Annotated in this window: 13 protein-coding genes and 2 pseudogenes; 11 read left to right on the forward strand and 4 right to left on the reverse strand. The window is 58.3% G+C overall.

The window, feature by feature from the left end; genetic code table 11:
- Window positions 1–519: 519 nt before the first annotated feature.
- Both X265_RS36990 and hisC read right to left on the reverse strand, forming a co-directional pair.
- A complete protein-coding gene (locus X265_RS36990) occupies window positions 520–1,533 on the reverse strand; it encodes an LLM class flavin-dependent oxidoreductase (protein WP_128955129.1) in 1,014 nt (337 codons plus the stop codon).
- Between the two features lie 37 nt (window positions 1,534–1,570).
- A complete protein-coding gene (gene hisC, locus X265_RS36995; RefSeq protein ID WP_232995662.1) occupies window positions 1,571–2,623 on the reverse strand; it encodes a histidinol-phosphate transaminase in 1,053 nt (350 codons plus the stop codon).
- Window positions 2,624–3,278: 655 nt separating this feature from the next.
- On the opposite strand from hisC, the gene X265_RS42445 reads away from it, so the two are divergent.
- The 3 genes and pseudogenes from X265_RS42445 to X265_RS42455 all read left to right on the forward strand — a co-directional run bounded on the left by X265_RS42445 (window position 3,279) and on the right by X265_RS42455 (window position 3,940).
- Window positions 3,279–3,671, forward strand: a complete 393-nt coding sequence (locus X265_RS42445; RefSeq protein WP_128929899.1) for a transposase — start codon at window positions 3,279–3,281, stop codon at window positions 3,669–3,671.
- Window positions 3,605–3,745, forward strand: a pseudogene (locus X265_RS42450) (IS3 family transposase); the annotation flags it as partial. The gene X265_RS42445 and the pseudogene X265_RS42450, both read left to right, overlap by 67 nt.
- A complete protein-coding gene (locus X265_RS42455; RefSeq protein WP_167506288.1) occupies window positions 3,743–3,940 on the forward strand; it encodes a DDE-type integrase/transposase/recombinase in 198 nt (65 codons plus the stop codon). The pseudogene X265_RS42450 and the gene X265_RS42455, both read left to right, overlap by 3 nt.
- Window positions 3,941–4,091: 151 nt before the next feature.
- On the opposite strand, the pseudogene X265_RS37010 reads toward X265_RS42455, so the two are convergent.
- Window positions 4,092–4,630 (reverse strand): annotated as a pseudogene (locus tag X265_RS37010) (IS30 family transposase); the annotation flags it as partial.
- Window positions 4,631–5,190: 560 nt separating this feature from the next.
- Here X265_RS37010 and X265_RS37020 point away from each other — a divergent pair.
- Window positions 5,191–5,607: a MerR family transcriptional regulator gene (locus X265_RS37020; protein ID WP_128929901.1), complete on the forward strand. Its 417-nt coding sequence runs from the start codon at window positions 5,191–5,193 to the stop codon at window positions 5,605–5,607.
- 205 nt (window positions 5,608–5,812) lie between these two features.
- Here X265_RS37020 and X265_RS37025 read toward each other — a convergent pair whose 3' ends face one another.
- Window positions 5,813–6,754: a LysR family transcriptional regulator gene (locus X265_RS37025; RefSeq protein ID WP_128929902.1), complete on the reverse strand. Its 942-nt coding sequence runs from the start codon at window positions 6,752–6,754 to the stop codon at window positions 5,813–5,815.
- Window positions 6,755–7,479: 725 nt separating this feature from the next.
- Between X265_RS37025 and X265_RS37030 the strand changes: the two genes are divergently transcribed.
- From X265_RS37030 to X265_RS37060, 7 genes are all read left to right on the forward strand, one after another.
- Window positions 7,480–8,073, forward strand: coding sequence for a NodA family N-acyltransferase (locus X265_RS37030; RefSeq protein ID WP_128929903.1), 594 nt, complete (start codon window positions 7,480–7,482; stop codon window positions 8,071–8,073).
- A gap of 11 nt (window positions 8,074–8,084) precedes the next feature.
- Window positions 8,085–8,729 (forward strand): chitooligosaccharide deacetylase NodB, encoded by a 645-nt coding sequence (gene nodB, locus X265_RS37035; protein WP_128930191.1) that lies wholly within the window; start codon window positions 8,085–8,087, stop codon window positions 8,727–8,729.
- A gap of 7 nt (window positions 8,730–8,736) precedes the next feature.
- Window positions 8,737–10,047 carry a chitooligosaccharide synthase NodC gene (gene nodC, locus X265_RS37040; RefSeq protein WP_128929904.1) on the forward strand — a complete coding sequence of 437 codons (1,311 nt, stop codon included), beginning with the start codon at window positions 8,737–8,739 and terminating at the stop codon, window positions 10,045–10,047.
- 80 nt (window positions 10,048–10,127) lie between these two features.
- Complete coding sequence (locus X265_RS37045) at window positions 10,128–10,736, forward strand: SAM-dependent methyltransferase (protein WP_128929905.1); 609 nt, start codon at window positions 10,128–10,130, stop codon at window positions 10,734–10,736.
- A gap of 30 nt (window positions 10,737–10,766) precedes the next feature.
- Window positions 10,767–12,479, forward strand: a complete 1,713-nt coding sequence (nodU, locus tag X265_RS37050) for a nodulation protein NodU (RefSeq protein WP_128930192.1) — start codon at window positions 10,767–10,769, stop codon at window positions 12,477–12,479.
- 8 nt (window positions 12,480–12,487) lie between these two features.
- Entirely contained in the window at window positions 12,488–13,402 is a 915-nt protein-coding gene (gene nodI / locus X265_RS37055; RefSeq protein WP_128929906.1) for a nodulation factor ABC transporter ATP-binding protein NodI, read from the forward strand.
- Window positions 13,399–14,187 (forward strand): ABC transporter permease, encoded by a 789-nt coding sequence (locus tag X265_RS37060; protein WP_128929907.1) that lies wholly within the window; start codon window positions 13,399–13,401, stop codon window positions 14,185–14,187. Before nodI ends, X265_RS37060 begins: the two co-directional genes overlap by 4 nt.
- Window positions 14,188–14,255: the final 68 nt, after the last annotated feature.

A 14,255-nucleotide genomic window follows, 5' to 3' on the forward strand; every position in this document is an offset into this window, starting at 1 on the left:
GGTTTGGACCGTGCAAACCACAGCCACGGCAATCGAGGACGACGAACCGTCCGTGATGACGACTACCGCATCCTGCTCGCATCTCGACAAAAGCTCGACAAGTTCACAAACCTTCATCTTCCTAACCAACTTCTCGCCATCTAACCTCCTACTACAACAGCTTCTGTCTCTCTTTGACATTTCGCATTGCTCGGCTGACTGATCCGCCCTCAGTCGGTCGTCACTCTCCTGTTAAATACAGAGCCCACCTCGAGGTCATCGGACCTCGCCACCTTGCGAGGCACCACCACTCGCTCGTTCAGCGCCCGGAAAGCCCGCCGAATGAGCAGACCTGGAGTACTCACCCGCGCCGCCTGGGACAACCATGCTTCGAACACTTGATGTGCCCGCTCGACTGCACTAGGTGCAGCCGAGCGGGCATCCGCTTCACAGGCGCTCGACCTGGCGCCGCAGCGCCTGTCCAGAGAGGATCATGGGCTTCAGCCCACCGAAAGGTTTATCACTCTTATCCTAAGAGGTTCATGGGCCGCCTCCCGCCATAAGTTCGGACCGGAGAATAGTCGCCGTGTTCAAGGCCGCAACAAGCGGGAGATCGCCAAAGGCCACTTGGCAGAGAAGATAGTTAGCTCCCGCTTGCTCCAGGTGATCAATAAGGACACTTCGCACAGAAGCGGCGGTTCCGACAACGCACAATTCACTTTCAATTGCTGCTTCGAAGGTTGGCGGAAGGTTCGGAGGGGCAGGTACCCCGCTGAGATCATAAAGGACCCTAAAGCTCGTGAGCCATCTGTCGTAAGCCGCTGCAGCTAGCGAATACGCATGAGCTTCCGAAGTGTCTGCTACAATCATGCGAAGCAAACCGACAAGCGGAGCCCCTCCGCGCCAATTGCACGCGCGGTACGCGTCAGTCGATTTCCGAACCATAGAGGCCGGGCCAATGCTCGCGATATTGGCACCGATCTCAGCGGCCGCTCGCGCAGAGCCGGGCTGGCTCACGGGAATCCAGGTCGGTGGATGGGGACGCTGATAAGGCGTAATTGCTAACGGCACTTCGTGGAGGCGATAATGCTGACCTTCGTAGGACAAGGTCCCGCCTCGCATCGCTCTGGTCAAGATCTCCATTCCTTCGGAATACAGCTCGCGAGCGCTCTCTGCGCTAACCCCGAAGTACCCCAATTCAATCGGTAGAGAGCCCCACCCGATACCGAGCTCAAGACGACCGCCGCTCAAATGATCCAGCATGCATGCCTCTTCATAGGCCCGAAGGGGGTGCTGAAGGCTTAGCAGCATGACCATCGGCCCGATGCGGAGCTGCTTCGTACGCTGCGCAACGCTCGACAGAAATACGTTAGGCGAGGGCGATCGCCCGTGCGGTGTGCAATGGTGCTCGGCAAGATGGTACGCGTGGTATCCCAACCGGTCACACGCTTCGGCCAACACCAGTCGATCGTTATACTGCTGCGATAAGTCGAGACCGTCTTCGTCCAAGTGGTCAAAGATTCCAAGCCGTATTCGACGTGATACATTTGTCACGTTAGTCCTCCCGATTTGACGAAATCGTTCTCATTAATCAGATCAGCCCCCCAGCAATGCCACTGACCACAGATAAACAGGTGTCCATCTGCTCCGCCGCACCTATTGAGATTCTTATGAAGCCCCCAAGGTCCCCCTCGGGAAACACCGCAACGTTCACATTCTTCCTCTCTAAGGCTTGCTGCCACCATCTACCGTCGTACCCAAGCGGTACGCGAGCCAATACAAAGTTTGCATGTGATGGCAGGACATAGAATCCAAGCGCCGACAGCGCCACCATAGTTCTCTCCCTTTCCTGAACAATGCATTCAATGCACTGATCGTAGGCATTACGATGCTCGAGGATGCTGACGCCAACGGACTGGCTAATCACGCTCATGTTGAAAGGGTTCTGTATGCTACGCAGTCTTGCAATCACCCGCGGGTTACCGAGGCCAAAGCCGATGCGAAGGCCCGCTGCAGCGTAACTCTTCGAAAACGTCCTTAGCAGCAGAAGATTCTGATATCGGTCGATCAGACCCAGTGCATTGTCTGGAGCAAAGTCGACATACGCCTCATCGAGCACGATAAGCTGATCCGTTTCAGCGACCAGTCGCTCAATTTCCGCGATCTGAACGAATGTCCCTGTTGGGTTATTTGGGTTGGCGAGCACGATGAACTTTGCGTCTCCTGCCGCCTGCCGAACACTTTGGCTCGCCGGCAGAGCATTGTGATCGGCCCAATCAACTTCAAGCAAGCGCGCTCCGTTCACCGCCGCCAATTTATGATTGAACGAAAAGCCGGGCGACAACATTCCGACAGTATCGCCAGCGGCAAGAAACCCCCGGTAAATAAGTGCGAGAATCTCCGATGAGCCATTTCCTGCGATCACCTGCTCGACAGAGACCCCATAGGCTCGCGCGGCCGCTGATCGTAAGCCGCCGCTGTCCTCCTCCGGATACCTATTGTGGGTTCCAATCGCGGCAAACGCAGCCCGCATGACTACGTCAGGCATCGGGAACGGGTTTTCGTTCCTGTTGAGGTTCACGCATGGCAGCGAGTACGCAGCGATCCCGGCGGATCTGCCTTCCGCGAGACTCCTGTCTGCCATAGCATGTCGATGAAGGTATTCCTCGTCACCTGACATCCAGATCCTCCTCTATGCAGCCCGACATCCGCCTGCTGCCGCAGGTCGCGCTGCTTTCCCTATCTCTGTTGCGGACCAGCCGCACCTCACCTCTTGGTTTGTTCAAAGCCGGTCACAGTGCCCCACATTGGGCTCTATGGGTTCGGTTGAAGACACTCGAGGCTGTCACACAGCAAGGCGTCAAAATGCAGCCCTAACCGACAGCATCTAGCGCGATCGCCATAGCCATTGCTTACCAATCGAGCTCACTCGGCACGCCTGTGCGCTTCCACCTTTTCCGTGTACAACCTGACCCTGCGGTCGATTCAAGTGGTTTATCCCAAGGCCGCTCCTGCAGACCGACATTAATCAGCTGGAAGCACACACAATCCGAACCAATAATGCCGCCGTTCACAGATCACTCCTTTCGCCACAGGGCCGCCAAAAGCAAACCGCCTGCCCCCCGGCCTGTTCAAATGACCTGTTGAGCCTCTGCCGCTGAATGCCGCACCGATCAGAAACAGCCCGGTGCCACACCGCACATTGGCTCCGGATATTACCGATCTCCCTTGTTGCACCCGTGAACCTCCTCCGAATTGATGGACACCTGTAGTAGGCTCGAAGAGCCAGGAGGTGTCGGATGGAAGGACGTCAGCGTCGGTCGCTTACGGACGACTACAAGCGGCAAGCGGTTGATCTCGTAACATCGAGTTGGCGCTCGATCGGATCTGTTGCCAAGGAGCTTGGCTTGCGAGAGTCCGTGCTGCGGCGGTGGGTGGAGCAGCGAGGGGTTCGGCTGCAGCCGACGGCGGCGGCGCGGCGCCCCACGACGCGGGCGACGCTGCCGTCGGCGGACCACGCGGCAGAGATCGCGCGTTTGCAGCGAGAGAACGAGCGGCTGCGCATTATGCCTGGCGCTCGCGCCCGGGGAGCCGACGATCTGCTGCCAATCGTGACCTCGTCGACGACATCAGGCGGGTCCACCGCGACACCCGCGGGCGTTATGGCAGCCCGCGTATCCATGCCGAGTTGAAGGATCAGGGCCGCGGGGCGAGCCGTGGTCGCATCGAGCGGTTGATGCGGCGTCACGGCAGCAGGGCCATCATGGCGCGGCCACGTCGGGTGCGGACCACCGACAGCCGCCACGACCTGCCGATCGCCCCCAATCTGCTCGACCGCAACTTCATCGCCACTGCGCCGAACCGGATCTGGCTGGCCGATATCACCTACATCGAGACCGATCAGGGCTGGCTCTATCTGGCTGCCGTCATGGATCTGTACAGCCGCAGGATTGTCGGCTAGGCGATGGCGGATCATTTGCGCGCCGAGCTGGCCTTGGCGGCGTTGCGGATGGCGATCGCGGCGCGGCGGCCAAGTGCCGGCCTGATCCACCATTCCGATCGCGGCGTTCAAGGCGGATTCAAGCGGTCGTCGCAACACAGATTGTGTTCACTCACGATAGCAACTCGTCAAGGGCCTCTGCCGGCGTTTTCTAACCCAGGGTTTTTCTCGGTCGAGCATTGAGGGCCGCGGCCACAGCGGCGATCTCGTCGGCGCTGTGGCCGCTCAGGTCGGTGCCTTTCGGGAAGTACTGACGCAGCAGCCCATTTGTGTTCTCGTTGGTGCCACGCTGCCATGGGCTTTGCGGATCGCAGAAGTAGATTTGGACACCCGCGTCGATCTTAAGACGATCGTGCTGAGCCATTTCAGCTCCCTGATCCCAGGTCAGCGAACGACGCAGCTCTTCGGGCAAGCTGATGATGGTGCGCGTAATCGCGCCGCGCACCGCTTCAGCTCCGTGCCCTGCGAGAGCAGGCCCATTCTTCATGCGCGGAGCTTCGCCATGCCCCGCAACCCGGGGAAGATGCAGCAGCATCGTGAAGCGCGTCGTACGCTCAACCAGCGTGCCGATCACCGAGCTGCCAAGACCAAGGATGAGGTCTCCCTCCCAGTGACCGGCACCGCGCGATCGGCCGCTTCGGCGGGGCGTTGTCGCTTAAACTCGCTCCTCTAGGCGGGGGCACCTGAGAGCTTCTCCGTGCCCGGGCCGAGGAGCCTGCGTTTTTTCAAGTCTCCGGTCCTACGCGCCCCAGGTCCGTCTCCGTTCTGCCTCATAGCAGCCAAACCCCTTTGTAAGGAGCCGCGCCGACGTGACGGATTTGAATACAAGCTAAGGGACCACGTTGCATATGCCAGGCCGCATCTATACTCCCGAAGACCTCTTAATGCTCGGACGTCTTCTTGATGAGGCCGTCGTTGCGCTCCCCGATTGCATGCGAACTCCTGCGAATCGCACAGCACTCGCGACGCTCATTCTTGAACGCACGTCCGCCGCGGACGATCTGCGTTCATTTGTCAGGCTGATGCAGCTTGTAGCGCCCTCAACGTAGTTCAGGCCGGATGCGCTATTAGCGCAATATTGCGCTACATGGCCTGCCGCAACACCCGCGTATCGCAAGCTTCGTTCGATCTACGACACGCCGCCGCCCTGCCAGGCAAGCGGTCCGAAAGCGCTTGAACCTCCCCTGGCGTCAGGTTGTACAGGTCCGGCTATGAACAGGCCTTCATTCTATAAGCGTCGGTGGCGGCGCATTGGTGAACTTGCAGATGCCACCGGCGTCACGGTGCGGGCATTGCGTCACTATGAGCAGACAGGACTGCTCACTGCTTCTCAGCGTACGTGCGGCGGCCATCGCATGTACGACGCCGACAGTTTGACACGCGTTTACCACATAGTCGCACTTCGCCGGCTCGGCCTTTCGCTTCAGGAAATCCGGAGCGCTCTTGAAGGACGCTCGTCTCTTTCGCGTTTGTTGAGCGAGCAGCTGGAACGTGCAGAGCGCGAAGTGATGCGCGCAACCGCCGTCCGCGATCTGCTGCGCCGCCTCGCTCAGAATGTCGACGCAGATGTCCGGCTAGACGAGCTACCCAACCATCTGAACCGACCTCCGGGTAAAGTCGACATGTGAGTACCTCTGCTCGAACGGCGCGCTCGGCGGCAATCAGAGTGGGGCCGTCGCCTGTCTGGACGCCGCTGCGCGACACCGTTTCCGACGACCAACAAGGGCATGCGGGTCATTTGCTGCGGCCAACCCGTGTCACGTGGAGGCCAGTAATTGAAGGCTTAGCGCGACATGCTCCGCCGCGTCTGAACGGCCCCAATTGGGGGACGCGCTACTCAGGAGCCAGGCTTGGTTCCTCCTGTGACGAACCGAGGCGAGCGGCTTCCTCAAGCAAGACCTGGCGCATCCACTTGCTTGCAGGCTCATTGTTGTGCAGTGCAGGCCATTGCAGCGTCTCCGTAAAGCCAGGCAACGGCAGGGGAAGCTTTGCAACGCGCAAGGGTAGCGATTTTGCGAAATGCCGCACCAACGTTGCCGGCATGGTCGCTACCCGGTTCGTCCCGACGAGCATGTGGGGCATCATGCTGAAGCCCTGAACCACGACCTCCACGCGCCGCTTAACTCGATGCTCCTGCATGAACCATTCGTCGATTGACGGGACGCGAGAACGGCCGAACCGGACAGCAACGTGCCCCATGGACATGTAGCTTGAGAACGTCAGCGGTCGCGCCAATCGCTTGTTGGAACGGCAGCCCACGCAAACCAGCGTCTCATCAAATAGCGTGGCCTTCGGATGCTCATCCGTCGTGTACACGTCGGGAAGAATGATAAAGTCGACCGCACCCCGCTGAAGGGGGTGGTCGAATGGATCGGCCAGTGGCATCAGCTCGAATTTGATGCCGGGCGCCTCTCGCGCGACGCGCTCAATCACCTTGCGAATAAGCACGATAGCCGCGAAATCGGACATGCAAAGGCGAAAACGGCGATTTGATTCGTCCGGCCTAAAGGGCTCGCGAGACGTGATGGAAAGCTGAATGTGCAGTAACGCTTCGCGAGTAGGTGAGGCGAGAGCCTCTGCGCGTGGGGTCAGGACAAGTTCACGGCCGCTCATCGTGAACAACTCGTCCTTGAAATACGCACGCAGGCGGGCGACCGCCGCACTCATTGCGGGCTGGCTCAAGTTGATGCTGCGTGCTGCTGCCGTCAAGTTACGCTCTGCTATCAGGGCATCAAGAGCGACGAGCAGATTTAGATCTAGGCCACGAAACCGCATTGTTCATTCATCCGCAGTGTAGATGTAACTCATCTAAACAATCGATTTTACCCGCGCGCGCCACGATGGAATAAAAGTGACGTGTCCGACGCAACACGTTAGATTTTGGAGACCACGATCGTGGCGCTGCGCATTGAACATAGTGAACCGCGAATCATAGCGACACCGCCCCAGGCATTTCTTGAAGCTCACATATGGTCTCAGCCCTGCAGACCCCTTGGTCTCGCGACCCAGTTATCAAGCGGCAATGGGCTCTTTACAACGATCAATCGGACAGCGCGCCCCATCCAATCGACACCACCATGCGTGCCCCTTGCAAACAGCAACAGGCGCTATCCCAGTTCGAGCGCGCCATGTCTTACATTAGTAGCCCGTACCAGTTCACACATTCAAACCACCTCGATCACCCCATCAAACATCTTTAAGGCGAGTAATACATCAGAGGTGCTTTGTCTCGCAACTCGCAGGACGCCGATATGTCCGCGAAAGGACGCCGATATACCATCGTATATTGTACAACCTGACCGCACCCACCTTCTTTCTAGCAGGATTCCTGTAGGGCTCCCGCGGCCTGCTACGCATTGCGCCGCATTCCCAAGTCGTTCTTCGCCGAACCGCAGGAGAGCGCCTGCAGCAGCCCCGTGCGCTCGATTCCGTGCGCACCCTGCTGTAGCGCCTCACCTCATGCATACACGGCAATGAAGCCAAACGTAGGAGATGGGTCGATGCGCCCCCCAATACAGTGGCGGACGTGCTGGGAGAATGAGTTGGAGCTATCGGATCATATCCAGCTCTCGGCATTCTTACGAGCGGCTTACGGACCGACCGGAACGTTCAATGCACGTCCCTTTGAGGGCTATCGGAGCTGGGCGGGTGCGAGGCCCGAGCTCCGATGTGTCGGCTACGACAGCAGGGGCGTTGCGGCTCATCTTGGCGCGCTGCGACGGTTCATCAAGGTCGGCGATGCCGACGTGTTGGTGGCCGAACTCGGATTGTACGCGGTACGCCCCGACCTAGAGGGTCTGGGAGTGCCACACTCTGTACGCGCAATGTATCCTACACTACACCTGATGGGCGTTCCTTTCGGATTTGGCACAGTCCGTCATGCGCTCAAAACGCACATCACGAGGTTGCTCGATCGCCCAGGGCTGGCCTCGATCATTCCGGGTATACGCGTCCGTTCTACGCTGGCGGAGGTCTATCCTGCTTTGCCGCCCACGCGAACAGACGACGCTCTTCTCGTCGTTTTGCCTGTCGGAAAGCCGTTGAGCGAATGGCCGCCCGGAACGACAATTGAGCGAAACGGGCCCGAACTGTGACAGGCCTCTCTATGCACTTAACAAGCGTTGGCGATGGCAGGCAGTATGCTGACTCACCAAGCGTCCACTTGACGTTCGACGACGGGCCGCACTCTTTTTATACCCCGCACATCTTAGACATCCTCTCCCAACATAACGTGCCGGCGACGTTCTGCGTCATCGGCAGATATGCAGCAGAACATCCGCACATTACGCGCAGGATAGTTTCCGACGGACACGAACTCGCAAACCACACCATGAACCATCCCGATCTCTCGAAATGCGAGCCAACGAAAGTCGCGTCGGAGATTGCACACGCGAACTGTGCCATTAAGTCGGCTTGCCCGGAGGCTCGGCTCCGACATGTGCGTGCGCCATATGGGCTCTGGACCGAACATGTGCTCTCCTGCGCCGCGAGCGCTGGGCTCGGCGCACTTCACTGGTCTGTAGACCCTCGCGACTGGTCTCGGCCTGGTGCGGATGCGATCGTCAGCGCGGTACTGAGCTCCATCCAACCTGGAGCCATTGTTCTTTTGCACGATGGCTGCCCTCCCGATGAACGCAATTGGGGTCATGATCAAAGGCTGCGCGATCAGACAGTATGCGCCGTCAGCCAGCTAATTCCCGCATTGCACAGTCGCGGCTTTGCAATTCGTCCCATTCCTCACTTTCACTGAGACCAGAATGAGCCTGCTTGTGACCGCCAGCACTGCCGCGATTGGATCATACACAATCCTTTCAGCGTTTTATAAGAGCGCTCAAATGATCTATGCAATAAAGAGCCGGGCCTCATCGCCGCCACTCACGGACGTCGATCACGAAACGATGCCCAGTGTCGACGTTATCGTTCCTTGCTACAATGAAACGCCAGACACCCTGTCGGCGTGCTTAGGCTCGATTGCCGCCCAGGATTTTACTGGACGACTGCGCGTCTATGTCGTTGACGATGGCTCTCAAAACCTCGCTGCTGTCAAAGCTGTCCACGACGCTTACGCGCAAGATACACGATTTCGCTTTATCATTCTGCGAAAGAACGTAGGCAAGAGGAAGGCGCAGATTTGTGCCATCCGGCAGTCATCTGGAGACCTGGTTCTCAACGTCGACTCTGATACGACGCTCGCAGTCGATGTCGTCACAAAACTAGCAGCTAGCATGCACGAGCCGGAAGTTGGTGCCGCTATGGGCCATCTGGTCGCGACCAATCGGGATCGCACTTGGCTCACGCGGCTCATCGACATGGAGTACTGGCTTGCTTGTAACGAAGAACGCGCTGCACAAGCCAGCTTCGGTGCTGTTATGTGCTGCTGCGGACCCTGCGCCATGTATCGCCGTTCGGCTCTTACATCGCTGCTCGACAAGTATGAAACGCAATATTTCCGCGGGAAGCCCAGTGATTTCGGCGAGGATCGTCACCTCACAATACTTATGCTGCAGGCAGGGTTTCGAACTGAATACGTTCCAGATGCGATAGCCGCAACCGTCGTTCCCGACAGGCTCGGACCTTATTTGCGTCAACAACTACGCTGGGCACGCAGTACGTTCCGCGACACGCTGCTAGCACTGCGGCTGCTGCCTCATCTTAATGGCTATCTCACATTAGATGTTATCGGACAGAACCTTGGCCCTCTTCTTTTGGCTCTGTCCATAATGACCGGGCTCGCTCAGCTTGCGACCACGCACACCATACCATGGTTGACGATCGTTGCTATTTCATCGCTAACGCTGATGCGGTGCACCACAGCGGCGATTCGTGCTCGTGAGGTGCGATTTCTTGGCTTCGCGTTGCACACGCCAATCAATCTGTTCCTAGTGCTTCCCTTGAAAGCCTATGCATTGTGTACATTGGATAACAGTAACTGGCTCTCCCGTACGACGCCTCCGGCATCACTCTGCGGGGCTCCGGAAACGATCCACGAACGTGACGCCTGTCACCATGATGCCGCTCGGCGACAGCCGGCAGCGCTGGCGGTCACCGGGGAGGGGACCACCCGTTAAGGCGCTCCAACGCTCGGCCTGTGATCTAGGACCGCGCTCAAACGCGGCGAAAACAAGCGCACTAAAGTAAGGAAGGGTGAATGACATTCGATAAGGTACTGCGCTTGCTCGAGCGGGAGATGGAGGCGGACGACCCGTGGCGGCTCAACGCGAACCCATTCGAGCAAGAGCGCCACGCGCACTTGCTCCGTCTGTGCCTCGCGGAAGGCGCGGTCGGTAACGCGCTTGAGGTGGGTTGCGCAGCGGGCGTCTTCACGGCAAAGCTGGCGCCCCACTGCCAGCAACTCGTAGCAATCGACGTTCTGCCGCGTGCGATCACTCGAGCAAGGGAGCAAGCTCAATGGCCTCATATCGCCTGGCACATCTCTGACGTGCGGGACCTCAACGCAACTAATCCATTCGACCTGATCGTGGTGGCGGAAGTGCTTTATTATCTTGAAGATACCGGCCAGATGGGTGACGCCATCGAGAAGCTCACGCGAATGCTGGCGCCCAGCGGACGGCTCGTTTTCGGATCAGCGCGTGACGCCTCTTGTCAGCGTTGGGGGCATCCTGCGGGTGCCGAAACAATGCTTGATGTTTTGAATGAACATCTGGTCGAGACTGAGCGCGTACAATGCCGTGGCGCGAGCATCGACGAAGATTGTTTGATTGCGTCTTTTCGCACTAAGTCGAACTTGCCAGACTAGTGCATTCGCTGCGGCGAACACGGAGTGACTATGCGAATCTGTGGAATCAAGCTGACACATGACGGAGCGGTTGCCGTTGTGGAAGATGGGCGCTTGCTCTTCTGCATAGAGCAAGAAAAGAGAGCCAATAATCCACGCTATCAAGCCATCACCGACCTCTGCGCAGTCACTCTCGCGCTGGCCGAACACGGCTTAAGGCCCACGGATGTTGACCGATTTGTCATCGACGGCTGGGACGGGCTGACGCACTCGCAATTTGATGTCCTAAGTGAAGGGGTGCCGCTCACCATTAAGGGAGCGCCATATATCGAGTCCCACGAAAACACGCTCCTCACGCCCTATGCCGGGTCGGGCCTCGTCCTCGATCGGGTGCCTTTACGTTATCATAGCTATGCTCACGTAGCCGGCCACGTGGCCGGCGCTTACTGTACCAGTGCTTTCGCCAAAGCCCGAGCCCCTGCATTGTGCTTAGTGTGGGACGGCTGCATCTTTCCGCGCCTGTATCATGTAGATCCGACCGGAGCCCGCTTCCTCGACACTCTTTTCCCTTTCATCGGCCATGCCTATGCTATCGCTGGGCAGCACTTCGGGCCCTATCGTCAAGCCAGCAGGGCAGGCTGGGATCTTGGTGTCGCAGGTAAGCTTATGGCGTATATCGGGCTAGGCGCTCTCGATGAGGGCATTCTGGCAGTCTTTCAAGAGATGTATGAAGCGTGTCTAGCCGGTCCTTCCGAGCGTGCTCGCGCTTACCGTGCCAGCATAAACGATCCTGAAGCCTTACTTGCCGCCACTGACTGGTTTTTCGAGGCATGCGGTCGTCGGCTCACCGGTACGCCTTCCGAAGATGTACTCGCATCTTTTCACGTTTTTCTGGAGCGGCTGCTGGAGCAAGAAATAGGACTTGCTCTGCTACGGCACTCAGGTCTTCCGGGCTTACGGCACCTGTGCATCGCTGGAGGGTGTGGACTTAATATAAAGTGGAATAGTGCTCTGCGCGCGACGGGATTGTTTGATTCAGTTTGGGTACCCCCGTTTCCAAATGATAGCGGCTCAGCAATTGGCGCGGCTTGCGCCGCCATGGCCGAGCCAAACGCTTTGACTCCTTTGGAGTGGTCAGTTCACAGCGGACCGGCCTTGACCGGAAGCAACCCATCAGGCCAATGGGAGGCTTTGCCCTGTACCATCGTAGAGCTTGCGGCTCTCATCGCTACAGGCAAGCCCGTAGTGTTCCTCACCGGCCTCGCGGAGCTCGGACCCAGAGCACTCGGCGGCCGCAGTATTATTGCGGCTGCAACCTCCAAGGAGATGAAAGACCTTCTGAACGATATCAAGCTACGGGAACGATTTCGTCCCGTCGCTCCTATTTGCCTCGAGGACCGGGCTGCTGAAATTTTCGATCCCGGCAGCCCAGATCCTTACATGCTCTTCGACCATCAAACCCGTCGCGAATGGCGGACAAAAGTTCCCGCTATCGTGCACCTGGATGGTTCTGCCCGATTGCAAACAATCTCCCGAACGTCTCCGCAAAAGATCGCTGCTCTTCTGGTCGAGTATGAGAAACTTACAGGAATTCCGCTGCTCTGCAACACGAGCGCCAACCATCCTGGCCGGGGGTTTTTTCCTGATGTTGCTAGCGCTTGTGACTGGGGTCGCGTCGACCATGTTTGGTGCGACGGCTTTCTCTGGCAACGATCCGTCGAAGCTGGTCTGACATTATCCAATTCCGCTCTGGTCACTGACTAAGACAGCCTATGTCCAATCCAGCGATTCAACTGACTGACGTCCAAAAGACTTATCATGATCGAGGCGTCGTACGGGGTCTGACCTTTAGCGTCGCTAAGGGAGAGTGTTTCGGGCTACTCGGTCCAAATGGGGCGGGTAAAAGCACGATCGTTCGGATGATCCTCGGCCTCATATCGCCCGATGCCGGCCGGATCACTGTTTTGGGTGAGCAGGTGCCGGCACGCGCCCGTTTGGCGCGCGCGGGCATCGGCGTCGTCCCACAAGTTGATAATCTCGAGGATGCGTTCACTGTGCGCGAAAATCTCCTCATATTTGGACGGTACTTTGGACTGAATACGCGCGAAAGTGAGGAGGCTGTGCCTTCGCTGCTCGAATTTGCGCGACTTGAGGGTAGAGCAGAGTCACGGGTCGCGGATCTGTCCGGCGGCATGAAGCGACGTCTCGTGCTGGCCCGTGCCCTGATCAACGATCCACAACTGCTCATCATGGATGAACCCACGACCAGCCTCGATCCCCACGCCCGCCACTTGATTTGGGAACGCCTGCGTCTTCTGCTCGCTCGAGGAAAGACTATCCTGCTGACGACCCACTTCATGGAAGAGGCTGAACGACTTTGCGATCGCCTCTGCGTGCTAGAGAATGGACGTAAGATCGCCGAGGGTGCGCCCAATGCTCTGATCGACTCTCAGATTGGCTGTGATGTCCTCGAGGTCTACGGCGGAAACCCACTCGAGCTCCGTGCGATAATAGAGCCTCACGCTTCGCGCATCGAGGTGAGGGGAGAGACGCTGTTTTGCTACGCGCCGGATCAGGCGGCGGTGCGGCTTCGGCTTCGTGGATGCACCGGTCTGCGCCTTCTGGAGCGGCCGCCTAACCTGGAAGACGTCTTCCTGCGGTTGACGGGACACAGGATAGACGCATGAAGACGATATCCAAAGCAGCCTTGCCATCGGACGCACTCAGTTGGATCAGCGTGTGGCGCCGCAACTATCTGGCATGGAGGAAGGCCGCCGCTGCTTCGCTGCTTGGCAACTTGGCCGACCCGTTGACCAACCTCTTGGGTCTCGGCTTTGGGCTCGGCCTGATTGTCGGCAATGTAGACGGTCACTCATATGTCGATTTCTTGGTCGGCGGAATGGTGGCAACCAGCGCTATGACCGCGGCAAGCTTCGAAACTCTGTACGGAACGTTCGCTCGCATGCGCAGCCAACGAACCTGGGACGCAATGATGTGCACTCCGCTCACGCTGGGTGATATCCTCCTCGGTGAATTGGTTTGGGCAGCAAGCAAGGCCACTTTGGCGGGCACCGGAATCGCGCTTGTTGCTACGGGGCTTGGCTATGGCACCTTATTATCCACGTTCTATTGTTTCCCCGCTCTCGCCCTCACCGGCCTTGCGTTCGCGAGCGCGGCGCTCGTCGTTGTCGCGATTGCCCCAAGCTACGACTATTTTGTGTTCTACCAGACTCTCATCTCGACCCCTATGGTGTTCCTATCCGGGGCAGTCTTTCCCGTTGCGCACCTTCCGCCCGCTCTCCAGTTGGCTGCAGCCGCGTTACCTTTGGAACATTCGATTGCGCTAATACGGCCTGCAATGCTCGGGCTACCACTCGATAGCATCGGCGCGCATGTTGGTGTCCTTTTCGCTTACGCAGTACTGCTCTTCTTACTGTCGGCAAAGCTATTTCGGCGACGCTTATCACACTGACGATGCCCAGCCGCTTAATGAACGCACACCCTGTTTCTCGGCCTGCGCTTGCCGGCCTATTCGCGTTC

Source organism: Bradyrhizobium guangdongense, assembly GCF_004114975.1.
GTDB lineage: Bacteria > Pseudomonadota > Alphaproteobacteria > Rhizobiales > Xanthobacteraceae > Bradyrhizobium > Bradyrhizobium guangdongense.